The following is a 23866-nucleotide window of genomic DNA, read 5'->3' as shown; positions in this document are numbered from 1 at the left end:
ACGATCGAGTCCTCGACGTCGCGCGGGGCGACCATCATGAGGTCCGCGAGCTCGTCGACCACGACGAGGAGGTACGGGTACGGCTTGAGCACCCGTTCGCTGCCCGGGGGCACCTCCACCTCCCCCGCACGCACGGCGCGGTTGAAGTCGTCGATGTGGCGGAAGCCGAACGACGCGAGGTCGTCGTACCGCATGTCCATCTCCTTCACGACCCACTGCAGCGCCTCGGCGGCCTTCTTCGGGTTCGTGATGATGGGAGTGATCAGGTGCGGGACACCGGCATAGCTCGTCAGCTCCACACGCTTCGGGTCGATGAGGACCATGCGCACGTCGGACGGGCGCGCCCGCATGAGGAGACTCGTGATCATCGAGTTCACGAAGCTGGACTTTCCGGACCCCGTCGAGCCCGCCACCAGGAGGTGCGGCATCTTCGCGAGGTTGGCGACGACGAAGTTGCCGCCGACATCCTTGCCGACGCCGATCGTGAGCGGGTGCGTGCTCTTCTGCGCGGCGGCCGACCGCAGCACGTCGCCGAGAGCGACCGTCTCGCGGTCGGTGTTCGGGATCTCGATGCCGATCGCGCTCTTGCCGGGGATCGGCGAGAGGATGCGGACGTCGTTGGAGGCGACGGCGTAGGCGAAGTTGTTGCTGAGCTGGAGGATCTTCTCGACCTTGACGCCGTGGCCGACCTCGACCTCGTACTGCGTGACCGTCGGGCCGCGGGAGAAGCCGGTGACCTTGGCGTCGACCTTGAACTGGTCGAGGACGCTCGTGATCTGCTCGACGATCCGGTCGTTCGCCTCGGACCGCGCGACCGAGGGCGGTCCCTCGGAGAGCACGCCGGGCGACGGAAGGATGTACGGGGCCACCGGCGCCTGCGGGCCGCGGTCGCCGGGCCCCTCCGTGCCAAAGCCGTCGAGTCCGGGGAGCTCCGGCATCTCGCCGGTGTCGGACTCATCGTCCAGGAGCGCAGTCGTCTGCTGCTCTGCGAGCGTGTCGGTCACCGAGCGGACGTCGCTGAGCACCTCGGTCGCCGCGTCGTAGGGGTTCGCCACCGTGACGGCCTGGTCGTACGCCGGGGTGGCCTCGCTCGTGGACAGCAGCGCGGTGATGTCATCCGAGGCGAGGGTCCCCTCGTCGGGGTCTTCCTCGCGACCGGTCTTGTTGCGCCGCCACCAGGGCAGCACGTCCGGATCGTCGACCTTATCGGCCTCGTCGACCGCGTCCGCGGTGTCCTTCGCCGGCTTCTGCGGGCGCTCGGCGTCGAACATCCACGCGTAGAGGTCTCCCAGGCGCGCACCGATGCGGTTCGGCGGGGTCTTCGTGAGGATGAGGATGCTGAGGGCGGCGAGGAGCCCGAGGATGATGTAGGCCGGGATGTCGGTCAGGTACGTCAGTGGCTGCCCCACGAGCCACCCGAGCAGACCGCCCGACTCGCTCAGCGCGGGCATGCCCTGGTTCGGGTGGGGACGAGGGCCGGCGACGTGGAAGATGCCCGCCAGAGCGAGCACGAACATCCCGAAGCCGATGCCGATGCGCCCGTTGTCGTGCACGGACGACGGGTGCCGGAACAGCCATCCCGCCAGAAGGAGCAGCAGCACCGGCATGATGAAGGCCACCCGGCCGACGAAGAGCCCCACCGAGTAGGCGCTGATGTTCGCCGCGACCTGGTTGCCGATGAAGAACCACTCGTTGACGGCGCCGAGCGCCGCCAGGATCACCAGCAGGAACGGGAAGCCGTCTCTGCGGTCGTCCTTCTGCAGCGTCTCGGGCCCGAAGGCCCGGAATAGTCCGCCGACGCCGTGCGCGAGCCCGTTCCAGGCGCGCGCGGCGATGGGCGGCTTGTCCGCCTCGTCGATGTACTTCTTCGGAGCGGGCTGCGCCTTCGGAGCCGCCTGCCGCTTGGGGCGCGACGGGGCGCTCGTCGAGGCGCGCTCGGTCTTGGTGCTGCTCCTGGCCATGCCTCCACGGTACGACCCGAGACCGACATCTCCGCGTCACCACGCGGAACTCGACGATCACGGCGCGCGAGGGCGCGCCGTGATCCGAGGGTCAGGCCTCGATGACGAGAGGGACGATCATCGGACGACGGCGCAGCTTCTGGTTCACCCAGCGGCCGATCGTGCGACGCACCACCTGCGACAGCGCGTGCGTGTCGCGCACGCCGTTGCCGGACGCCTCCTTCAGGGCGGCGACGATCTTCGGTGCGACGTCGTCGAAGACCGCGTCGTCCTCGGCGACACCGCGGGCATGGATCTCCGGACCGGAGATGATGCGCCCGGTGGCGGCGTCCACCACGACGATGACCGAGATGAACCCCTCCTCACCGAGGATGCGGCGGTCCTTGAGGTCGGCATCGGTGATCTCGCCGACGGTCGAGCCGTCGACGTAGACGAACCCGAGGTCGAGCTGCCCGGCCACCCGGGCGACACCATCCTTCAGGTCGATCACGGTGCCGTTGGAGGCGATGATCGTGTTCTGCTCGGGGATCCCGGTGTCCTGGGCGAGCTTGGCGTTGGCGATCAGGTGCCGGTACTCCCCGTGGACAGGGAGGACGTTCTTCGGCTGGAGGATGTTGTAGCAGTAGAGCAGCTCGCCGGCCGCGGCGTGCCCCGACACGTGCACCCGCGCGTTGGCCTTGTGCACGACGTTCGCGCCCAGCTTCGTGAGCCCGTCGATGACGCGGTAGACGGCGTTCTCGTTGCCCGGGATGAGGCTCGACGCCAGGATGACCGTGTCGCCCTCGCTCACCTCGATGGCGTGGTCCATGTTGGCCATGCGGCTCAGCACGGCCATCGGCTCCCCCTGCGAACCGGTCGACATGTAGACGATCTGCTCGTCCGGGAGGTCGCGCGCCTTCTTGAAGTCGATCAGCACCCCCGCCGGGACCTTGAGGTAGCCGAGCTGCTCCGCGATCGTCATGTTGCGGACCATGCTGCGGCCGAGGAACGCCACCCGACGTCCGTGCGCGTGCGCGGCGTCGATGACCTGCTGCACGCGGTGCACGTGGCTGGAGAAGCTTGCGACGATCACCCGCCGCGGAGCCTTGCCGATGACCTGGTCGAGGACAGGGCCGATGGAGCGCTCCGTGGGCGTGAAGCCGGGCACGTCGGCGTTCGTGGAGTCGACGAGGAAGAGGTCGACCCCCTCCTCCCCCAGGCGCGAGAACGCGCGCAGATCGGTGATGCGGCCGTCCAGCGGCAGCTGGTCCATCTTGAAGTCGCCGGTGGCGAGGGCCATGCCCGCGGGGGTGCGGATCGCGACGGCCAGCGCGTCCGGGATGGAATGGTTCACCGCGACGAACTCGAGGTCGAACGGTCCGACCTTCTCCTGCTGACCTTCCTTCACCGTCAGGGTGAAGGCCTTGATGCGGTGCTCCTTCAGCTTCGCCTCGACGAGGGCGAGCGTGAGTCCGGAGCCGATCAGCGGGATGTCGCTCTTCAGCCGCAGCAGGTAGGGAACGGCCCCGATGTGGTCTTCGTGCCCGTGTGTCAGCACCACGCCCACGATGTCGTCGAGACGATCGCGGATGGGTTCGAAATCGGGGAGGATGAGGTCGACGCCCGGCTGGTGCTCCTCCGGGAAGAGGACCCCGCAGTCCACGATCAGGATCTTGCCCGCGTACTCGAACACGGTCATGTTGCGACCGATCTCCCCCAGGCCGCCGATCGGGATGACCCGGAGCGTCCCTTCGTCGAGAGCGGACGGTTCGGCCAGGGGAATGGACATGCTGTCTCCTCAGTCGGACACTCCACGCGTCCGTTCGTTCATGGTGACGCGGCTCAGCGCGTCGTGCCGTGCACCTTCGGCAGGGCGCCGCCCGCGGCCGCGTTGCGGTCGGGCCGGAAGTTCGAGAAGTCCGCCCCCGGCACGCCGCTGACGAGATCGAGCTCGTCCTCGATGAGGGCGGCCTCCCACTCCTCCGGGCCGACGAGGGGAAGGCGGACACGCGGACTGGAGATACGGCCCAGCCCGTGCAGGATGTACTTCGCGGCGACCGTTCCGGGGACGTGCGTCATGACCGCCCGGACGAGCGGCTCCAGTCGCTTGTGCTCGGCCGTCGCGGTGGCGAGGTCGCCCCGGTTCACCGCATCGATGATGGTCCGGTACGGAGCAGCGGCGACGTTCGCCGTCACGCCGATGAGGCCGGTCGCCCCGATCGACAGGTGCGGCAGCACGTTCGCGTCGTCACCGGAGAAGTACATGAGGTCGGTCTGGTTGAGCACACGGCTCACCTCGGAGAAGTCGCCCTTGGCATCCTTCACCGCGAGGATGTTCGGGTGCTTCGCGAGCCGGAGGATCGTCTCGTACTTGATCGGGACCCCGGTCCGCCCGGGGATGTCGTACAGGATGACCGGCAGGTCGGTGGCGTCGGCGACGAGCCGGAAGTGCGTGAGGATGCCCGCCTGCGTCGGCTTGTTGTAGTACGGCGTGACGATCATGATGCCGTCGGCGCCGGCCTTCTCACTGGCCTTGTACAGCTCGATGGCGTGCGCGGTCTCGTTCGATCCGCCGCCGGTGATGATCTTCGCGCGGCCTGCGGAGACGGACTTACCGACCTCGACGAGCTTGAGCTTCTCGGGGTCCGTCAGGGTCGAGGTCTCGCCGGTCGTTCCCGTCACGACGATGCCGTCCGCGCCTGCGGTGATCACGTCATCGATGTGCTTCTCGACGGCGGGCCAGTCGACTTCGCCGTCGGCCGTCATCGGAGTGACGAGCGCGACGAGAACCTGTCCGAAAGGGTTGCCCGAGTGCGTCATGCGTCCAGCGTATCGGGTCGGATGCCGCTGTCGCGGACGCGTCCGCATGCTCCTGCTCCGTCGGCCGCAGGCTCGCACGATGGGTTGGATCACGCACGCCTCACGCACGACCTACGAGAACGCCTGGATCCGCGTCCGCGAGGACGACGTCACCGGGCCGGGCGGCCCGGGCGTCTACGGCGTGATGACGGTCAAGAACCCGGCGGTCTTCATCGTCGCGATGGACGCCGACGACCGGGTCTGCCTGGTGACCGTCGACCGCTACACGGTGGGACCGTCCGTCGAGGTCCCGGCCGGCGGCACCGACGGCGAGGACCCGCGTACCGCCGCGGAACGGGAGCTCCGGGAGGAGTCCGGATACCGTGCGCACCGGTGGGAGCACCTCGGCAGCACGCACGCGCTCGACGGCATCCGCCTCGGGCGATTCCGCTGACCGGAAGCGTCAGACCCGACCCCGACGGGCGACCGCCGCGGTGAGGGATCGGGGCAGCACCTTCGTCACGGCGACGACGGCCTTGTAGCGCAGCGAGGGGATGGACACGGCCTTGCCGCGCGCCGCGTCGCGGAGCCCTTCGCGAACGACATCGCGGGCATCGAGCCACAGGAAGGTCGGCACGCCCTCCTCGCCGACCGCGAGGCCCATCCGCTCGTGGAAGGAGGTGTGTGTGAAACCGGGGCAGAGCGCCGTGACGCTCACGCCGTCCGGACCGTAGGCCGTGTTCGCCCATCGGCTGAAGTCGATGAGCCAGGCCTTGCACGCCGAGTACGTCGACCGCGAGATGAACCCGGCCACCGACGCGACGTTGATGATCCTGCCTCCCCGCCCCCGCATGGTCTGCAGGGCCGCATGCATCAGGCGCATGGAGGCCTCGACGTGCACGCGCAGGTGCCGCACCTCGTCTTCGATGTCGTTGTCGGCGAACTGCAACGGCAGCCCGAACCCGGCGTTGTTCACGAGCAGGTCGATCGGGTCGTCCCGATCGCGGAGCCGAGCCGCGACGCGCTCGACGCCGGCCTCCTCGGACAGATCGGCCGGGAGAACCTCGACAGCGACTCCCCACTCGCCGCGCAGCTCCGTCGCGAGAGCGGACAGCGACTCCTCCGAGCGGGCGACGAGCACGAGATCGGCGCGCCGACGAGCCAGCTGACGGGCGAACTCGGCGCCCAGCCCGGCGCTGGCTCCGGTGATCAGTGCGGTGGGCATCAGCGCTCGTACCTCAGGAAGCGATACCGGACACCGGTGCGGGAGGTCTGCCACTCCCCCTCATCCACCACGCGCCATCCGGTCTTCGGCGGAGCGAAGGTGTCGCCGTCGACCTCGAGGTCGAGCTCCGTGACCTCGAGGCGGTCGGCATCGGCGATCACCTGACGGAAGATCTCCGCGCCGCCGATGATCCACACCTTCTCCCGACCGCGGACGCCCTCGGACACCGTGGCCGCACGGCGGGCGCCCTCCGCGGTCCAGTCCTGCTGGCGGGTCACGACGATGTTGTCGCGACCGGGCAGGGGGCGGAATCGCTCGGGCAGCGAATCCCAGGTCTTGCGTCCCATGACGACCGGCGCGCCCTGGGTGGTCTCCTTGAAGTGCGCCAGATCCTCCGGCACATACCAGGGCATGCCGCCCTCGGCGCCGATCACGCCGCCGGCGGCCTCGGCCCAGATGAGCCCCACCCAGGTCATACCGCCACCGCCGCCCTGATCGGTGCGTGGTGCTGGTAGTCCTCGACGACGAAGTCCTCGAACCGGTAGTCGAAGATCGACTCCGGCTTCCGCGCGAACCGCAGCGTCGGGGAGGGGTAGGCCTCTCGCGTGAGCTGCTCGCGCACCTGGTCGACGTGGTTGTCGTAGACGTGGCAGTCCCCGCCGGTCCACACGAAGTCGCCGGGTTCCAGCCCCACCTGCTGCGCGATCATCATCGTCAGCAGCGCGTAGGAGGCGATGTTGAAGGGGACGCCGAGGAACATGTCCGCGCTGCGCTGGTAGAGCTGGCAGGAGAGCTTTCCGTCGGCGACGTAGAACTGGAACAGTGCGTGGCACGGTGCGAGGGCCATGTCCGGGATGTCCGCGGGGTTCCAGGCGGAGACGAGCAGGCGCCGCGAGTCGGGTGAGCTCCGGATCTGCTCGATGACCTCGGTCAGCTGATCGATGCTGCCGCCGTCGGGAGTCGGCCAGGACCGCCACTGGACGCCGTACACCGGGCCGAGGTCGCCGTCCTCGTCCGCCCACTCGTCCCAGATCGAGACGCCGTTCTCCTGCAGCCAGCGGACGTTGGAGTCGCCGCGCAGGAACCAGAGCAGCTCGTACGCGATGGACTTGAAATGGACGCGCTTCGTGGTGATGAGGGGGAACCCCTGCGCGAGGTCGAAGCGGATCTGGCGACCGAACACGCTCGTGGTCCCCGTCCCGGTGCGATCGCTCTTGTGCGTGCCCGTCTCGAGCACATCGCGGAGCAGGTCTTCGTACGGAGTCGGGACAGCGGCGCTCATGGTTGTCAGGATACCCGCCCCGCTCCCGTCGGAGGCGGTGACCGTGACGCGATCCGCGCGTCACGTACTGAAACATCGCGACGCTTCCACAGCCGCGGCTCTAGCCTCGAGGGATGTCCCCCGCGCTCGCTTTCGCCGCCCTGGCAGCGCTTCTGGTGCTCGCCACCGTGGTCGGTCTCGTGCTCCGCGGGAGAGAGGGCCGCCGCCGCGACGGCGGCGATCTGCGGTTCGATCCGGCCGATGCGCAGGGCGCGGCGCTGGGTGCCACCGCGACGCTCGTGCAGTTCAGCACGGAGACCTGCGCCCGCTGCCCCCAGGTGCGTCGTCTTCTGGGCTCCTATGCGTCCGGGGACGCCGGCCTCGCGCACATCGAGATCGATCTCACGCACCGTCCGGATCTCTCCGCGCGCTACCGTGTGCTGCAGACACCGACCACCTTCGTGCTTGACCCTACCGGGCGCGTCAAGGCCCGGTTTGCGGGCATACCCGCTCGCGAGAGCCTGACCCACGCCCTCGCCGCCGTCTGGAGCAGATGATGACCCCTCCCCCCGGAATCGATCCGCGCGGGCCCCGATTCACCGCCGGGATCACCGCAGTCCTGCTCGCCGTCGCGACGTTCCTGGCCCTCATCGGGATCTCCACCGCGCGGACCGCCGATCGCTGGTTCGCGCTCACGGCATCGTCGGAGTTCGCGTTCATCGGAGGAGGCGGCTGGGCGGTCTCCGCCGCAGGGCCTGTCGCGCGCGTCCTCGACCCTGGCTTCCTCCTCGCCACGCTGATCGCGCTCCTGTTCCTCTGGGGCGTCGTCTCTCCCGCCACCGCACCGTGGGGCGTCCTCTACCGCCGCCTCGTCCGTCCGCGCCTCGCGCCACCCGCCGAGCTGGAGGACCCCCGTCCCCCGCGGTTCGCCCAGGGCGTCGGCCTCGTCGTGGTGGGACTCGGCCTCCTGCTCCACCTCGCCGGCGTGCCGTGGGCCTTGCCGATCGCCACCGCTGCGGCGTTCCTCGCCGCTTTCCTCAACGCCGCGTTCGCCTTCTGCCTGGGCTGCCAGCTCTACCTCCTGCTGCAGCGCGTCGGGCTCACCGGACGACCGCGCCGCGCCGCCTGACGCCGGTTCCCGACTGCCCGGTCGCTCGGTAGGCTGACCACCAAGCGACGCCGCTCCCCCGGTGGCGTCAGAACCGGAGGAATCATGCCCGTCACCAGTGAAGCCGCCGCGACCTGGACCGGATCGCTCACGGAGGGTTCCGGCACGGTCGCCTTCTCCTCCTCGCATCTGGGCACGTTCCCGATCGACTGGAAGTCCCGCAGCGAGGGCAGCGACACGACCACGACGCCGGAGGAGCTCATCGCCGCAGCCCACGCGTCCTGCTTCAGCATGGCGCTCTCGCACGCGCTCGCCGAGAACGGCACGCCCCCGGAGCGCGTCGACACCAGCGCCTCGGTGACGTTCAAGCCCGGCGTCGGCATCACCGGCAGCCACCTCAACGTCAACGCCACCGTGCCGGGTCTGACCGCCGAGAAGTTCCGGGAGATCGCCGAGGCGGCGAAGACCGGATGCCCGGTGTCCCAGGCGCTCGCGGGCATCGAGATCACGCTCGAGGCGACGCTGGCCTGAACCCGTCCGACGTCAGGCGCGGGACAGGCTGATCGCCCGCCGAATGCTCGCCCTGGCGTCCTTGCGGCGTCCGGCCGCGTCCTGCACGACGCCGAGGCGATAGCGCGCCCGCCAGTCGGTGGGCGCCGCCTCCGCCTCCGCCGTGTACCGCGCGACGAGCGCGTCCGCATCCTTGCGGGCGATGCGTCCGCTGGGCGTCAGCTCGGTCTCGACCTGCGGCATGCCGCCCTCGGCGTCGAGCAGCCGGCCCAGGCGGTCGGCACCGAACCCGAAGAGCATCTCGCGCACCAGCGCCCACCCACCCACAGGTGCGAGCACGAGGAGCGTGATGCCCATCCCGATGGAGACGGGCGTCCCCACGGCGAGGAACATGACGGCCAGCCAGCCCGCCACGACGAGGTAGAGCAGGAGGGCCGCAGCCATCAGCCCGACCCCGATCCGCGACATCACGAGCGGAGGCCGATGTCGAGCATGTTCTCCAGGCCGACCACGACGCCGGTGGCGGTGGCCGCATAGGGCACGGCCAGGCGGATCCCCGGCGCATACGCCAGGGCCGGGTCGGTGGTGTCATGCGTGAAGGTCAGCGACTCCCCCGGACCGGACAGGATGACCTCCTGCTTGGCGATCACCCCTGGACGGCGGAGCGAGTGGATGGGCACGCTGCCGACCTGCTGTCCTCGGGCGCGCTGATCCGCATGCGGCGCACTCACCGGACCCTGGGTCGCACGCGCGGCGGCGATGAGCTCCGCGGTGCGGACGGCCGTCCCGCTCGGCGAGTCGACCTTGGTCTCCCGGTGCGCCTCGACGATCTCCGCCGAACCGAAGTAGGGTGCGGCGGCCGCGGCGAGGGCCGAGCCGAGAACCGAGCCGAGGGAGAAGTTCGGGATGAAGACCGCCCCGGTGTCGGCGGCCTCGACGAGCGGCCGGACGAGGGCGATCCGCTCCGCCGACCAGCCGGAGGTGGCGACGAGGATGTTGAGACCGTGATCCACCGCCGTGCGCACTACGTCGATGCTGACCTGCGGTGTGGAAGCGTCGATCACGAGGTCGGCACCCGCGAGCTCCGAGAGGTCGCTCGCCGACGTCAGGACGCGGCTCACCTCGAAGCCGTCCAGCTCAGCGATCACGGCGCCGATGATCGTTCCGAGCTTTCCGGTCCCGCCGACGAGGGCTACCTTCGTGGTCATGCGTCCAGTCTATTTCCGGGCGTCGGGCGGAGGTCGCGGCACGCGGAGGCGTCGATCACACCAGCAGCGCGTCCGGGATGCCCGTCCGCAGCTCCATCGGAAGATGGCCGGTGTCGTTGTGCGTGAGCAGGGTCCACGGCCGTCCCTGCTTCTGGGCGATCACCGTCAGACCGCAATGTGACTGGTTGAGAGTCATCCAGCGCCAATCCGGCGCGGCGAGGACCTCCCGCACGAACCACGAGATCACGAAGTTGTGAGTGATGAGCACCTCGTGCACGTCGCCGGTCTTCCGCACGAGGAACTCGTTGACAGCATCCGACATCTGCGCGCGCCCCGCCTCGATCTCCGCCTCGGTCACAGAACCGAAGAAGGGCTCGAACACCGCCGGCGTCTCCTCCGTCATCCCCGTCGGCACGCAGTCGAAGAGCAGGGCGGACGGCTCCGGATCCACGGACGGGAGCCGGCCGGCGATGGCACGCGCCGTCTCGGCGGCGCGGAGGAGCGGCGAATGCCACACGGCGTCGAGCGGGAGGCCGGACAGGCGGTCCGCGATGAGCTCCGCCTGCCGCTGGCCGCGCGGCGACAGGGGTCCGTCGGCGAGGCCGTGCTCGGCATCCTGATGTTCACCGTGTCTGACCAGATATATGTAGTGCGTCACAACTCGCTCGCTCGCTTCATCGCCAGCATCCGCCGGTCTTCCTTTTCCACCCTATGTCACGGGCGACGCACGCTCAGGCGCCCGCGCGGGTGAGGTCGGCAACCTGCACCCGGGACAACGTGACACCAGCGCCCTGCATGAGCTCGTCGACGTGGTCGGTCGCGAACGTGTTCACGATCGGCGCGGCGACCGTACGCTGCGCGAGCAGCCACGCGATGGAGACGGCCGCCACGGGGACGGCCAATTCCGCGGCCACCTGATCGAGCGCCCGCAGCACCTTGGTCCCGCGGCGGTTGAGGTGACCCCGCAGCTGTTCGCCGCGGACGCCACGCGAGGCGATCGCCTTGGTCCGATGACGACCCGACAGGAACCCGTGCTCCAGCGCGTGGGACGGCGTCACGGCGAGGTTCTGCGCGCCGGCGACGAGCCGCAGGTCGCCCTCGAACGGCTGCCGACGCACGAGGTTGTACGGCGTGTCGATGACCGTGATGCGCGGATATCCCGCCGACGCGAGGATCCGCGCCTCGACGAGCCTCTCCGGCGTGAAGCCGTACGCGCCGAGCGCCCCGATCTTCCCCGCCTCGATGAGCCACTCGACCGTGGCCAGGGTGTCCTCGAGGTTGGTGGTCGCATCCAACGTGGCATCCAGGTACAGCACGTCGATGCGCTCCACGCCGAGCCGGGTGAGCGAGCCCTCGACCGCACGGACGAGGTTGACCGAGCCCAGACCGGGGTTGTCGGCGTGCGCTCCGATGCGCACGCTCAGGACCACGCGCTCGCGCTGGTCCCGCGACCGCAGCCACTGTCCGAGGATGTGCTCACTCCGACCGCCGGAGAACCCGTCTGCGGTATGGATGGCGTTGCCGCCGAACTCCACGTAGCGGTCGAGGATGCCGTGGCTGGTCTCGAGATCGACGTTCCATCCGAACTCCGCGGCACCGAGCATGAGCGGGAACGTCTCGTACCCGGTCTCGCCGAGGGCGGCGCGGATGGACTCCCCGACGCCGGGACCGACGATCGGGATGGGTGCGGAGGGGTGGTCCTCATGCTCCTGCGGAGCGCGTTCAGCAGGTGTTCCTGCGCCTACGCTGAACAACCGCATACTCTCACCCCCGCCGCGATCGGCCGGAGCCGATCGACATCACTGCTTCGCTGGCACCCCCCGGTGCGTACTTCGAGGGTATGCGACGTGCGCGAACGTCCCGACCAATCCGGGGAACGGCGCGCAAACTTCCCATAACGTTTCGATCACGGCACAGACGACGGAACCCGGGCCTCTCCGACGGAGAGACCCGGGTTCCGTGTCATCCGCTGTCTTACTCGGCGGCGTCCTCGGCCGGGGCCTCGTCCGCAGCGGGCGCGTCGTCGAGCACGGGCTCGAGCGACAGCTTGCCGCGGTCGTCGATCTTCGTGATCTTCACGAGGATCTTCTGGCCGACGGAGAGCACGTCCTCGACGTTCTCCACACGCTTGCCACCGGCGAGCTTGCGCACCTCGGTGACGTGCAGGAGACCGTCCTTGCCCGGGAGCAGCGAGATGAAGGCGCCGAAGGTGGCGATCTTCACGACGGTGCCGAGGAACTGCTCGCCGACCTCCGGGTTGGTCGGGTTGGCGATCGCGTTGACCTGGGCACGGGCGGCCTCGGCCGAGGGGCCGTCGGTCGCGCCGATGTAGACGGTGCCGTCCTCCTCGATGGAGATCTGCGCGCCGGTCTCGTCCTGGATCGCGTTGATCGTCTTGCCCTTCGGGCCGATCAGCTCGCCGATCTTGTCCACCGGGATCTGGACGCTGATGACGCGCGGCGCGGTGGGCGCCATCTCGTCCGGGGCGTCGATCGCGGCGTTCAGGACGTTGAGGATGGTCAGTCGAGCGTCCTTGGCCTGAGTCAGAGCGCCCGCGAGCACCGACGACGGGATGCCGTCGAGCTTCGTGTCGAGCTGGATGGCGGTGACGAACTCGCTCGTACCGGCGACCTTGAAGTCCATGTCGCCGAGCGCGTCCTCCGCACCCAGGATGTCGGTCAGCGCCGCGTAGCGGGTCTCCCCGTTGACCTCGTCCGAGACGAGACCCATCGCGATGCCGGCGACCGGAGCGCGCAGCGGCACACCCGCGTTCAGCAGCGAGAGGGTCGACGCGCAGACGGAGCCCATCGACGTGGAGCCGTTGGAGCTCAGCGCTTCGGACACCTGACGGATCGCGTACGGGAACTCCTCGCGGCTCGGCAGCACCGGCACCAGAGCGCGCTCGGCGAGGAAGCCGTGCCCGATCTCGCGACGCTTCGGCGAACCCACGCGGCCGGTCTCACCGGTCGAGTAGGGCGGGAAGTTGTAGTGGTGCATGTAGCGCTTGCTGGTCGTGGGCGACAGCGAGTCGATCTGCTGCTCCATCTTGAGCATGTTCAGCGTGGTGACACCCATGATCTGGGTCTCGCCACGCTGGAAGATCGCGGAGCCGTGCACGCGCGGGATGACCTGCACCTCGGCGTCGAGCGGACGGATGTCCGCCAGCCCACGACCGTCGATTCGGGTGCCCTCGGTGAGGATGCGACCGCGGACGATCTTCTTCGTGACGGACTTGTACGCCGCGGAGAACTCCAGCGGGGCCGCGGCCGGGAGCGAACCCGCCTCGGTGGCCTCGATGAGCTCGGCCTTGACGCGGTCCTTGATCGCGTCGTCGGCGTTCTGGCGCTCGGTCTTGTCGGCGATCTGGTAGACGTCGCTCAGCTCGGCGAACGCGCGCTCGGACACGAAGTCGTAGACCTCGTCGCTGTACGCGGGGAAGACCGGGTAGACGCCCGGCTCCTTCGACGCGGTGGCGGCGAGCTCGGCCTGGGCCTTGACGAGCTGGGCGATGAACGGCTTCGAGGCCTCGAGGCCCTGGGCCACGATGGTCTCGTCGGGCTTGGTGGCACCGGCCTTGATCAGGTTCCAGCTGCCCTCGGTCGCCTCGGCCTCGACCATCATGATCGCGACGTCTTCGGAGCCGTCGGCCTTGGTGACCACGCGACCGGCGACGATCAGGTCGAACACGGCCTCGGAGACCTGCTCGGCGGTCGGGAACGCGACCCACTGGTCCTCATGCTGACCGTGGCCGGGGATGAATGCGAGACGCACACCGGCGACGGGGCCCGAGAACGGCAGACCCGAGATCTGGGTCGACGCGGACGCGGCGTTGATCGCGAGGGCGTCGTAGAACTCGCCCGGGGCGATCGAGAGGACCGTGATGACGATCTGGACCTCGTTGCGCAGGCCGTCGACGAACGACGGGCGCAGCGGACGGTCGATCAGACGGCAGACCAGGATCGCCTCGGTCGAGGGACGACCCTCACGACGGAAGAACGAGCCGGGGATCTTGCCGGCGGCGTAGGAGCGCTCCTCGACGTCGACCGTCAGCGGGAAGAAGTCGAAGCCCTCACGCGGGTGCTTGCCCGCGCTCGTGGCCGACAGGAGCATGGTCTCGCCGTCCAGGTAGGCGGCGACGGCGCCCTGAGCCTGCTGCGCGAGGCGGCCGGTCTCGAAGCGGATGGTGCGGGTGCCGAAGCGGCCGTTGTCGAGAACGGCCTCGGTGGCGGTGATTTCAGGACCTTCCAAGAGGTCTCTCCTTCTTTGTTTAGACTCGCGAATCCGTGTGACGCGCGAGCGTGTTCAAAGGAGCGGAACGGAAGGGTTCGGGCGCGCGGGCACTCCCGCGAATCTCGCCTGCGCTGGCCACCAGTAGAAAGCCACCCGACATGCGCCGAGGAACCCACCACAGGGGACCAGCTTCTCCGCCGATCGCTCCATGAGTCGATGTGAAATTGTCGGGTGACCGGAGTCACCCTCGACCACACTACCAGCGTGTCCGTCAAGACCCGAGGGTTCCGCGCGCGGCGCGATCCCGACACCCGACCGTCACCCCGCGTTCACCGTGCGTGCGCCGGAGCGAGAGACGGCTCGGCTGTGCTGAACCCATGCGGATGTCGGTGATCGGATGCGGGTATCTGGGGGCGGTGCACGCCGCGGCGATGGCCTCGCTCGGGCACGATGTCGTGGGGATCGACGTGGACGAGGGCAAGGTCGCCGACCTCACCGCGGGTGCCGCGCCCTTCTTCGAGCCCGGCCTCGCCGAGCTCCTCGAGGGCGGGGTGCGGTCAGGGCGGTTGCGCTTCGCCGCGGATCCGGCTGCCGCCTCCGGGTCGGAGGTGCACTTCCTCGCGGTCGGCACCCCGCAGTCCGACTCCGGCCCCGCGGCCGATCTCCGCTTCGTCGACGCGGCGATCGACGGGCTGCTCCCCCACCTGCGGCCGGGCGCGGTGGTGGCCGGGAAGTCGACGGTCCCGGTGGGCACCGCCGCCCGTCTCTCCCGTCGGATCGCGGAGTCCGGCGCGACCCTCGTCTGGAACCCCGAGTTCCTCCGGGAGGGCTGGGCCGTCCATGACACCCTCCGCCCCGACCGTCTGGTGGTGGGCGCCGAGGACTCCCCGCAGGGCGCCGCCGCCGTCGATCTGCTCCGCCGCGTGTACGCCGCGGCGATCGACGCGGGTTCGCCGTTCCTCGTGACCGACCTCGCCACCGCGGAGCTCGTGAAGGGGGCCGCCAACGCCTTCCTCGCCACGAAGATCTCGTTCATCAACGCCATGGCCGAAGTCGCCGAGGCGGCCGGAGCGGACGTCACCCTCCTCGCCGAAGCACTCGGACACGACTCGCGCATCGGCCGCCGTTACCTCGGCTCGGGGATCGGGTTCGGGGGCGGCTGCCTGCCCAAGGACATCCGCGCGTTCGCGGCCCGCGCCGAAGAGCTCGGACGCGGGCAGTCCGTCAGCTTCCTGCACGAGGTGGATGCCATCAACCTCCGCCGACGGGATCGTGCGGTGAGGCTGGTGGTGGATGCCCTCGGCGGCCTCGTCTTCGGGCGGAGGATCGCCGTCCTCGGCGCGGCATTCAAGCCCTTCAGCGACGACGTCCGCGATTCTCCCGCTCTGGAGGTGGCCGTGCGGTTGCGGGGACTGGGCGCCGACGTCCTGGTGACCGACCCCGCGGCGATCGAAAACGCCCGCGCACGGCATCCGCAACTCGGGTACGCCGCGTCCAGGGACGACGCCCTGCGGGACGCGGACGCGGTCGTCGTCGTCACGGAGTGGGACGAGTACCGCCGCGAGCTCACTCCGCAGCACGCCGGCGGACTCGTGAGGGGTCGTATCGTGATCGACGGGCGGAACTGTCTGGACGCCGAAGCCTGGCGTGCTGCCGGCTGGACATACCGCGGGATGGGACGACGCTGAGGCCTCCCGTCGGTCAGACCACGCCGGCGTCCTGCGGAGCAGTCGAGCGCCCGAGGTAGACGTAGTCGTCATGCTTCGCCCGACGTCCGTCCCCCGCGGCGCGGCCGTGCAGTCGTCGCCACACCCACGGGAGCGCGTACTGCCGCCACCAGGCGGCACGTCCGATCGGCTCGTTCTCGTGCAACGCCGCATCCAGCGCTCCCAACGCGTCGGCGTGCGGCACCCCGAGCACCTCCGCGACGCGATAGGCGAGGAAGCGGTGCCCTCGACTGCCGAGGTGCACGAGGTCCTCGCCCCAGTGCTGCCGCTCCCCCAGCTCCGGATGCAGATCCGTGTCGATGAGGATCGCACCGGCCCGGGCAGCGACCCCGGCGAGCGCCGTGGCGAAGGCGGAGAAGCGCCGGGCGTACAGCACCGCCGCGCGGCGGGCGGGCAGGAACGGGGTGACCAGGATCACGTCGGCACCCGTCGCGCGCAGCCGCCGCACCGCGGTCTCCAGGCTCGCGGCGAGCGCGGCCACGTCGACGCGGTGCTTCACGAGGTCGTTGGCGCCCACCAGCACGGTGACCAGATCGGGGCGGAGGTCCAGCGCCCTCTTCACCTGCCGGCCGCAGACATCGGCCACGCGCTTCGAGCGGATCGCGAGGTTCGCGTAGTGAAGGCCTCCCCGCGCGGCGAGGAGCAGTGCGAGCCGGTCCGCCCACCCGCGGAGCGCCCCGTCGGGTCCGGGGTCGCAGAGCCCCTCGGTCACCGAATCGCCGAGGGCGACGATCCGGCGCCAGCGGCGCGAGGGGGCGGGCGGGGCCGGCTCCGGCCGGACGAGGCGGCGGGCGCGCAGACGACGGTCCACGGCGAACAGCGTCCGCGCCTCCTCGAAGTGATCCAGGAGCTGATCTCCGAAGTGCGCCCAGCTCCGGCCCTGCACCGCCCTCCAGCCCGCCTCCCCGAACGCCCGACGCCGGCGCTCGTCTCCGGCGAGATCGGTCACGCGACGGCGGAGGTCTGCGAGGTCTCCTGGTCGGTACAGCCACCCGTCGACGCCGGGCCGGACGAGGTCGAGCGGGCCGCCTCTGCCTGTCGCGACCACGGGGACACCGCTCGCATGCGCTTCCTGGAGCGTCTGTCCGAAGGTCTCGCTCTCCCCCGGATGCACGAAGACGTCGAAGGAGGCCAGCGCCGCGGCGAGCGCCTCCCCCTCGAGCCGCCCGCGGAACAGGGCGTCGGGAAGCTGCTCCTGCAACCGCTCCCGCCGGGGGCCGTCTCCGACGATGACGAGACGCGTGTCAGGGATGCCGTGCAGCGCGGCGAGATCCTCCACCTGCTTCTCGGCGGCGAGGCGTCCGACGTAGCCGATGACGATCTCGGCTCCCCACTCGTCCCGGAGCGCGTCGCTGCGCCGGGAAGGGTGGAAGAGCTCGGCGTCCACACCCCGCCCCCAGGACCGGATGCGGTCGATGCCGAGCCGGCTCAGCTGCTGTGCCGACTCGGTGGACGGCGCGAGGGTAAGGGTCGCCCTCCGATGCAGTCGAGCGATGTGGGCATGGGCGATTCCCGTCGTGACCGCGACGCGATACCTCTCCGTGTACGCAGCCACGTCGGTCTGGTATGCCGCGACCGTTCCGACTCCGCCGCGTTCTGCAGCGAGCAGGCCCCGCCACCCGAGCGCGAACGGCGACGCCAGGTGGACGACGTCGGGACGGAAGCGGTCGAGCTCCGCGCCGATCCTCCGAGTGGTCGCCGCGCCCACCCGCACGTCGCGGTACCCCGGGAGCGGGACGCTGGGAATCGCGGTGACGGGCGCGCCGTGCAGCTCTGCCGGGATGCCGAACGCGGCCGGAGCGAGCACACGGGCGTCATGCCCTCGGCGCTCCAGGTGACGGAGGATCTGCATCACGGATCCGGTCACACCGTTCATGTGCGGAAGGAAAGACTCGGTGACGATCGCGACTCTCACCCCCTCAGGATGGCGCCGCTCCCCGTCCCCGCCGAGGGGAATCGGCGTCGGGCACCGGATGTTCACCGGATGCTGGATCACCCGTCACCGGTTATCCGCGCATCGGTTCCCGTTATCCGCCTCGGGGCCGGTCGCGACCGACGCGGTGCCCCTCGCCGCTCGTCCGCCCGTGCTCTAGGCTCGGGAGCATGAGCACCGAAGAAGGCGCCGGCTCCTCCTCCGAGGACCTGAAGCGCAAGTTCAAGGAAGCGCTCGAGAAGAAGAACGCGCACCACCGGCAGGGCGAGGCTCACCTCGACGGCGATTCCGCCGTGCACGCCGCCAACGCCCCGCAGACGCGACGCGAGTTCCGACGCAAGAGCGGTTGACCGCCCGGATGCGGGAGCCCGGTCCGGCCTCCCGCATCCTCTGCGTCGAGATCAGCGACCGAGTGTGCGCTGGCGGGCCCGTTCCTCCTTCGCCGCCATCTCGGTGACCGCTGCCTCCTGCAGCTCCGGGACGCCGACGGCATCCGCCGCGGGGGCCGCATGCGGGTCCACCCCGTCGAGGGTCGATTCATCGAACGGAAGCTCCCCGGACAGCACACGGCCGACGCGGTCGCGGTCGATCTGCTTCGTCCAGGTGCCGATGAGGAGGGTGGCCACGGCGTTTCCCGTGAAGTTCGTCAGGGCGCGCCCCTCCGACATGAACCGGTCGATGCCGACGATGACCCCGACCCCGTCAACCAGATCGGGCCGGTAGGCCTGCAGGCCGCCGGCGAGCGTCGCCAGACCAGCGCCGGTCACCCCCGCGGCCCCCTTGCTCGCGATGATCATGAAGACGAGGAGGCCGATCTGCTCCCCGATCGACATGGGCTGCCCCATGCCTGTCGCGATGAAAAGCGACGCCATCGTGAGATAGATGGCCGTTCCGTCGAGGTTGAAGGAGTAGCCGGTGGGAACGGTGATGCCCACGACCGGCTTCGAGATGCCCAAGTGCTCCAGTTTCGCGATGAGCCGGGGAAGCGCCGACTCCGACGAGGACGTTCCCACGATCAGCAGATACTCCCGGGCGAGGTACTTCATGAGCGCGAAGATGTTGACCCGCGTGACCGCCCAGAGCAGGAGCCCGAGGACGATCACGATGAAGACGATGCACGTGAGATAGAAGGCGACCATCAGGACGCCGAGGCTCCAGATCGCCGCCGCCCCTGTCTTGCCGACCACAGCCGCGATGGCGCCGAAAGCACCCACGGGCGCCAACCAGAGGATCATCCCGAGGATTCGGAAGACGAGCTTCTGGAGCTGGGTGACCGCCTGCATGATCGGCGCCCCGCGCTCCCCCATGCCCTGAAGCGCGAATCCGACGAGCAGAGCGATGAAGAGCACCTGGAGGACGCTCTCCCCGGTGAACGCCGAGAAGAACGTCGCCGGGATGATGCCGAGCAGGAACTCCTGCGTGGTCTTCGCGTCGCCCGACTCCGTCTCATAGCTCGCGTTCGCCATGTCGAGGCCGGTACCGGGATGGATGATGTTCCCCACGACGAGGCCGATCGCCAGCGCGAACGTCGACATCGTGAGGAAGTACAGCAGCGCCAGTCCGCCGATCTTGCCGACGGTCGCCGCCTTCGCGATCGAGCCGACCCCGACCACGATGGTGCAGAAGATGATCGGGGCGATCATCATCTTGATCAGCGACACGAACGCCGTGCCCAGCGGTTCGAACGCCCGTCCTACCTCGGGCCACAGCAGGCCGACGGCGGCGCCGAGCACCACCGCGATGATGACCGACACGTAGAGCCAGGTGTGCCGGTCCCAGGCGTGCTTTCCCCGCCTCCAGTGGAATCCGGGAAGAGAGAATCCTGTCGTGAGCGCCATGCGTCCTCCTCGATCGTCGACGTCGTCGTCTGCGGCAGCGGCGCCGGTGCCGCTGCTCCTCCACGGTCTCCCGGCGTCGCGGCCCCGCCCTATTTGTGGTCGTATTGGTCACGGTCCCGACCGTCGACGATCGAGGAGAACGATGCCGTCCCCTGACCCCGAGCGCAGCGCCGCCTCTCGCGTCTTCGTGCTGCTCCTCGTGACGACGGTGCTTCTGGGGATCCTGGTGGCCGTGTTCCTCGTCGCGGAGGCCCAGCGGGCGGCCAGGGCAGAGGCGGAGCGCGTGACTGCGGCGACCGCCTCCGCGATCGCCGCCTCCCCGCTTGTCTCGTCGGCCCTGCGAACGGGTGACCGGGAGGCTGCGGCGCGCGATCTCGCGCCGTACGCACGCGAGGTCCTGACCACCGCCGACCTCGATTTCGTCACCGTGATGACGACGGACGGCGTGCGCGTGACGCACCCCGAGCCGGACCGGATCGGCGAGCGCTACCTCGGGACGATCCCGTCCTCCCTTCGCCCGCTCACCGAGGAGTTTCGGGGGACGCTCGGACCGTCCGTCCGGACGATCGTGCCCGTCCTCGCCGACGGACACCCCGTCGGGTGGGTGGCCGCAGGCGTCACCACCGAGACCATCGCGCAGACGCTCGTCCGTCGCCTCCCCCTCTCCTTCGCGCTCACGGGCGCGCTCGTGCTGCTGGGCGTCGGCGGAGCGCTCCTCGCCCGACGCGTCACGCGCCGCTTCGCCGGAGACCTCCCTCCCGGCGATGTCCGCGATGCCGTCTCCTCCTACGAGTCGATCCGGACACTCGGGGAAGCTCTCCGCGCCCAGACGCACGAACACGGCAACCGGATGCACACGGCAGTGGCGCTGATGGAGCTGGGGCGTGCAGACGAGGCGATCGGAATCCTCACCGACACCGCCCGGCAGAGTCAATCGCTCGTGGATCAGGTCACGGCACGGCGCCACGGCGATCCCGCTGTGGGCGCGCTGCTCCTCGGCAAGGCCTCCCAGGCCAAGGAGCGGGGCATCGAGTGGCGGGTGCACATCGCGCCGGACACGCCCCGTACCCCGCTGTCCGCCGTGGATGCCGTCGCCGTCCTCGGCAACCTCGTCGACAACGCCTTCGACGCGGCCGCGAGCGCAGAGGAGCGGTGGGTGTCCGTGCGCCTGGAGCCGACCGCGGACGACGAGATCCTCCTCGAGGTGGCAGACAGCGGTCCGGGGATCCCCACCGAGCTACGGGAGAGGATCTTCGCATCGGGGTACTCCACGAAGCCGGCCGGAGCGGAGGGGCGTGGTGTCGGCCTGGCCCTAGTGCGGTCTGTCGTGGCGGACGCGGGAGGCTCGGTGACGGTACTCGGACCGCCCACGACCTTCCGGGTGCTCTTACCGGCCGCGCGCGACGGGAGACGCCGCCGATGATCCGCACCCTGCTCGTGGATGACGATGCCCTGACCCTCGAGCTCCATCGCACCTATCTGGGGCGTCTGGACGGCTTCGCCGCGGCCGGCGAGTGCACGGGCGCGCGTGCAGCGCTGACGGCCCTCCGAGAGGGCGGAGCGGACGCGTTCGATCTCGTCCTGCTCGATGTGACGATGCCCGACGGTTCGGGACTCGAGGTGCTGCGCACACTGCGGGCTCGGGCCACGGCCGTCGATGTGATCGCCGTCACGGCGGTGCGGGACGCGGAGGTCGTGCGGCAGATGGCCGCTCTCGGTGTGTTCCAGTACCTCGTGAAGCCGTTCTCGTTCGCGGTCTTCCGGGAGCGTCTCGACGACTATCGGGACCACCGCGCGCACGCGCAGGCGACCAGCGGACCGGCCACGCAGGAGGAGATCGACGCGCTGCTGGGACGGGCGACCGGGAGCATCGTCCTCCCCAAGGGGTTGTCCGCCTCGTCCCTTGAGCGCGTGCGCGCCGAGTTGCGGCGGCGCGGACCGCTCTCCGCGCGCGAAGCAGCCGAGCGTACGGGACTGTCCCGTGTGTCCGCGCGTCGGTACCTCGAGCACCTCGTCCTCACAGGTGTCGCGGTGCGCCGCGGCCGCCCCGGCGGGCGGGGGCGTCCCGAGACCGAGTACGCCTGGCGGGAACGCGCCCTCTCCGGGTGACCCGCCGGACATGCCGGTGCCCCGCACCCGGGGTGGGCGCGGGACACCGGCATGTCCGGAGCGGGGACGGGTCACTCCCCGGCGAGACCGCCGAGCATGTGACCGAAGGAGCGCCCCTCACCCAGGTACGTGGCGGGGTCGTACGGGTCGACGACCGCGGTGGCATCCCGGCGCGCGACCGCCTCGGCGAGTTCCCTCGCGCCCTTCTCGACCCGCTTCGCCAGCGGCGCGACGTCGTCTCCCGCGCCGCCCCAGTCGCTCGACGCCGCGAAGACGCCGGTGGAGACGGCCTCGGCATGCAGGTAGGCGAACAGCGGTCGGATCGCATAGTCGATCGCCAGGGAGTGCCGCGGCGTTCCCGCGTTCGCTCCGATCAGTACCGGCTTCCCGGTGAGCGCGTCCGGGTCGAGCACATCGATGAACGACTTGAACAACCCGGAGTAGCTCGTCGAGAAGATCGGGGTGACCGCGATCAGCGCGTCGGCCGAGACGACGGTGTTGATCGCCGTCTCGAGTGCGGGAGGCGCGAAGCCGGTCAGCATGTTGTTCGTGATGTCGTGCGCGTGGTCGCGCAGCTCGATCACGTCGACGGTGGCCTCGATGTCGCGCTCCGCGAGCGCCTTCACGGTCTCCGCGGCCAGCCGGTCGGCGAGCATCCGGGTGGACGACGGGTTGGACAGCCCCGCCGAGACGACCGCGATACGACGCGTGGTCATGTCAGGCCTCCTTCCGGCCGAGTCCGAAGGCGGCGCCCGCGGGCGCCGGCGTGTCCTGGTAGGGCGAATCCCCGGTGAGGTTGTCTCCGCGGTTCGCACCGGGGCGCGCCTGCCGGGTGGGCCCGTCTCCGTACGTCGCCTGCACGCGCGCGGCATGGGTCGGCGCGTCGGGCACCGTGGCCGGGCGGTCCTTCGCGAGTTCCTTGCGAAGCACCGGCACGACCTCGGAACCGAGGATGTCGAGCTGCTCGAGGACCGTCTTCAGCGGCAGACCCGCGTGGTCGATGAGGAACAGCTGGCGCTGGTAGTCGCCGTAGTGCTCGCGCATCGCCGCATACCGGTCGATCACCTGCTGCGGCGATCCCACGGTCAACGGGGTCATCTCGGTGAAGTCCTCCATGCTGGGGCCGTGACCGTAGACGGGCGCGTTGTCGAAGTACGGGCGGAACTGGTTCACCGCGTCCTGCGACTTCGCGGCCATGAACACCTGGCCGCCGAGACCGACGATCGCCTGCTCGCGCGTGCCGTGGCCGTAGTGCTCGAAGCGCTGACGGTACAGCTCGATGAGGCGCTGGTAGTGCTCCTTCGGCCAGAAGATGTTGTTCGCGAAAAATCCATCGCCGTAGTACGCGGCCTGCTCCGCGATCTCCGGTGTGCGGATCGAACCGTGCCACACGAACGGGGCGATGCCGTCGAGGGGACGGGGCGTGGAGGTGAAGCCCTGCAGCGGGGTGCGGAACTTGCCCTCCCAGTCGACGACGTCCTCACGCCACAGCTTGTGCAGCAGCGCGTAGTTCTCGATCGCGAGCGGCAGGCCCTGACGGATGTCCTGCCCGAACCACGGGTACACCGGCCCGGTGTTGCCGCGGCCCAGCATGAGGTCCATGCGGCCGTCCGAGACGTGCTGCAGCATCGCGTACTCCTCGGCGATGCGCACCGGGTCGTTCGTCGTGATCAGCGTCGTCGAGGTCGAGACGATGAGGCGTTCGGTCTGGGCGGCGAGCGCGGCGAGGAACGTCGTGGGGCTGGACGACCAGAAGGGCGGGTTGTGGTGCTCGCCGATGGCGAAGACGTCGAGGCCGACCTCCTCGGCATGCGTGGCGATGGCCAGCGTCGCCTTGATCCGCTCCTGCTCGCTGGGGGTGACTCCCGTGGTGGGGTCGCGGGTGATGTCGCTGACCGACATGATGCCGAACTGCATCGCCTGCGCGCCTGACTGCTCGCTCATGATTGCTCCGTGTTCTCCGAATCGGATGTCGGAC

Annotated in this window: 23 protein-coding genes; 8 read left to right on the top strand and 15 right to left on the bottom strand. The window is 69.9% G+C overall.

The genetic code is table 11. The features are described 5' to 3' along the window. The 3 genes from B2W79_RS16975 to dapA form a co-directional block, all read right to left on the bottom strand. On the bottom strand, positions 1–1961 hold a 1961-nt coding region (locus tag B2W79_RS16975), incomplete at its 3' end, for a DNA translocase FtsK 4TM domain-containing protein (protein ID WP_292791608.1). A gap of 91 nt (positions 1962–2052) precedes the next feature. Continuing rightward, a complete protein-coding gene (locus B2W79_RS16970; protein WP_071328431.1) occupies positions 2053–3729 on the bottom strand; it encodes a ribonuclease J in 1677 nt (558 codons plus the stop codon). Between the two features lie 53 nt (positions 3730–3782). Next, complete coding sequence (gene dapA / locus B2W79_RS16965) at positions 3783–4760, bottom strand: 4-hydroxy-tetrahydrodipicolinate synthase (protein WP_025103222.1); 978 nt, start codon at positions 4758–4760, stop codon at positions 3783–3785. Positions 4761–4839: 79 nt separating this feature from the next. Here dapA and B2W79_RS16960 point away from each other — a divergent pair, with 79 nt between their 5' ends. Continuing rightward, on the top strand, positions 4840–5193 hold the full coding sequence (locus B2W79_RS16960) for an NUDIX hydrolase (RefSeq protein ID WP_313391142.1): 354 nt from the start codon (positions 4840–4842) through the stop codon (positions 5191–5193). Positions 5194–5202: 9 nt separating this feature from the next. On the opposite strand, the gene B2W79_RS16955 is transcribed toward B2W79_RS16960, so the two are convergent. Genes B2W79_RS16955 through B2W79_RS16945 form a run of 3 tightly spaced genes read right to left on the bottom strand, consistent with a single transcriptional unit; the run spans position 5203 to position 7246 of the window. Next, positions 5203–5964, bottom strand: a complete 762-nt coding sequence (locus B2W79_RS16955) for an SDR family NAD(P)-dependent oxidoreductase (protein WP_292791606.1) — start codon at positions 5962–5964, stop codon at positions 5203–5205. Continuing rightward, positions 5964–6440, bottom strand: coding sequence for a dihydrofolate reductase (locus B2W79_RS16950; protein WP_071328427.1), 477 nt, complete (start codon positions 6438–6440; stop codon positions 5964–5966). The genes B2W79_RS16955 and B2W79_RS16950 overlap by 1 nt, the downstream gene beginning before the upstream one ends. After that, positions 6437–7246, bottom strand: a complete 810-nt coding sequence (locus tag B2W79_RS16945; protein WP_292791603.1) for a thymidylate synthase — start codon at positions 7244–7246, stop codon at positions 6437–6439. The genes B2W79_RS16950 and B2W79_RS16945 overlap by 4 nt, the downstream gene beginning before the upstream one ends. Before the next feature lie 113 nt (positions 7247–7359). On the opposite strand from B2W79_RS16945, the gene B2W79_RS16940 reads away from it, so the two are divergent. The 3 genes from B2W79_RS16940 (at position 7360) to B2W79_RS16930 (ending at position 8864) form a co-directional block, all read left to right on the top strand. Next, positions 7360–7782, top strand: a complete 423-nt coding sequence (locus tag B2W79_RS16940; protein WP_292791601.1) for a TlpA family protein disulfide reductase — start codon at positions 7360–7362, stop codon at positions 7780–7782. After that, on the top strand, positions 7782–8354 hold the full coding sequence (locus B2W79_RS16935) for a DUF4395 family protein (protein WP_292791598.1): 573 nt from the start codon (positions 7782–7784) through the stop codon (positions 8352–8354). The genes B2W79_RS16940 and B2W79_RS16935 overlap by 1 nt, the downstream gene beginning before the upstream one ends. An 84-nt stretch (positions 8355–8438) precedes the next feature. Further along, positions 8439–8864, top strand: a complete 426-nt coding sequence (locus tag B2W79_RS16930) for an OsmC family peroxiredoxin (protein ID WP_292791595.1) — start codon at positions 8439–8441, stop codon at positions 8862–8864. Between the two features lie 12 nt (positions 8865–8876). Here the strand turns inward: B2W79_RS16930 and B2W79_RS16925 are convergent, their stop codons facing one another. From B2W79_RS16925 to B2W79_RS16905, 5 genes are all read right to left on the bottom strand, one after another. Beyond that, on the bottom strand, positions 8877–9287 hold the full coding sequence (locus B2W79_RS16925; RefSeq protein ID WP_396654712.1) for a hypothetical protein: 411 nt from the start codon (positions 9285–9287) through the stop codon (positions 8877–8879). Between the two features lie 23 nt (positions 9288–9310). Further along, positions 9311–10051: a 4-hydroxy-tetrahydrodipicolinate reductase gene (dapB, locus tag B2W79_RS16920; protein ID WP_071328421.1), complete on the bottom strand. Its 741-nt coding sequence runs from the start codon at positions 10049–10051 to the stop codon at positions 9311–9313. A gap of 55 nt (positions 10052–10106) precedes the next feature. After that, entirely contained in the window at positions 10107–10709 is a 603-nt protein-coding gene (locus tag B2W79_RS16915; protein WP_025103212.1) for a histidine phosphatase family protein, read from the bottom strand. Positions 10710–10782: 73 nt separating this feature from the next. Then, a complete protein-coding gene (locus tag B2W79_RS16910) occupies positions 10783–11811 on the bottom strand; it encodes an aldo/keto reductase (protein ID WP_071328420.1) in 1029 nt (342 codons plus the stop codon). A gap of 214 nt (positions 11812–12025) precedes the next feature. Continuing rightward, a complete protein-coding gene (locus B2W79_RS16905) occupies positions 12026–14299 on the bottom strand; it encodes a polyribonucleotide nucleotidyltransferase (RefSeq protein WP_060921087.1) in 2274 nt (757 codons plus the stop codon). 359 nt (positions 14300–14658) lie between these two features. Here B2W79_RS16905 and B2W79_RS16900 point away from each other — a divergent pair, with 359 nt between their 5' ends. Then, the gene (locus tag B2W79_RS16900; RefSeq protein WP_292791589.1) at positions 14659–15969 is read left to right on the top strand and encodes a UDP-glucose dehydrogenase family protein; all 1311 of its coding nucleotides are present in this window, start codon (positions 14659–14661) and stop codon (positions 15967–15969) included. Between the two features lie 13 nt (positions 15970–15982). Here the strand turns inward: B2W79_RS16900 and B2W79_RS16895 are convergent, their stop codons facing one another. Further along, positions 15983–17884 (bottom strand): GDSL-type esterase/lipase family protein, encoded by a 1902-nt coding sequence (locus tag B2W79_RS16895; protein WP_292791587.1) that lies wholly within the window; start codon positions 17882–17884, stop codon positions 15983–15985. Positions 17885–18111: 227 nt separating this feature from the next. Between B2W79_RS16895 and B2W79_RS16890 the strand changes: the two genes are divergently transcribed. Further along, positions 18112–18291 carry a DUF5302 domain-containing protein gene (locus tag B2W79_RS16890; protein WP_071328417.1) on the top strand — a complete coding sequence of 60 codons (180 nt, stop codon included), beginning with the start codon at positions 18112–18114 and terminating at the stop codon, positions 18289–18291. 51 nt (positions 18292–18342) lie between these two features. Here the strand turns inward: B2W79_RS16890 and B2W79_RS16885 are convergent, their stop codons facing one another. Then, positions 18343–19779, bottom strand: a complete 1437-nt coding sequence (locus tag B2W79_RS16885) for a cation:dicarboxylate symporter family transporter (protein ID WP_071328416.1) — start codon at positions 19777–19779, stop codon at positions 18343–18345. A gap of 142 nt (positions 19780–19921) precedes the next feature. On the opposite strand from B2W79_RS16885, the gene B2W79_RS16880 reads away from it, so the two are divergent. Together B2W79_RS16880 and B2W79_RS16875 are read left to right on the top strand one after the other, a co-directional pair. After that, positions 19922–21202, top strand: a complete 1281-nt coding sequence (locus tag B2W79_RS16880) for a sensor histidine kinase (protein ID WP_292791584.1) — start codon at positions 19922–19924, stop codon at positions 21200–21202. Continuing rightward, positions 21199–21888, top strand: a complete 690-nt coding sequence (locus B2W79_RS16875) for a response regulator (RefSeq protein ID WP_292791581.1) — start codon at positions 21199–21201, stop codon at positions 21886–21888. The genes B2W79_RS16880 and B2W79_RS16875 overlap by 4 nt, the downstream gene beginning before the upstream one ends. 71 nt (positions 21889–21959) lie before the next feature. Here B2W79_RS16875 and B2W79_RS16870 read toward each other — a convergent pair whose 3' ends face one another. Continuing rightward, a complete protein-coding gene (locus B2W79_RS16870; protein WP_292791578.1) occupies positions 21960–22604 on the bottom strand; it encodes an FMN reductase in 645 nt (214 codons plus the stop codon). Position 22605: 1 nt separating this feature from the next. Continuing rightward, positions 22606–23832, bottom strand: coding sequence for an LLM class flavin-dependent oxidoreductase (locus B2W79_RS16865; RefSeq protein ID WP_071328746.1), 1227 nt, complete (start codon positions 23830–23832; stop codon positions 22606–22608). Positions 23833–23866: the final 34 nt, after the last annotated feature.

This window comes from Microbacterium sp. UBA7513 (assembly GCF_002478345.1).
In the GTDB taxonomy this organism is placed as follows: domain Bacteria; phylum Actinomycetota; class Actinomycetes; order Actinomycetales; family Microbacteriaceae; genus Microbacterium.
Note: the sequence above shows the minus strand (reverse complement) of the source record. Positions and strands in the feature narration are given on the sequence as shown.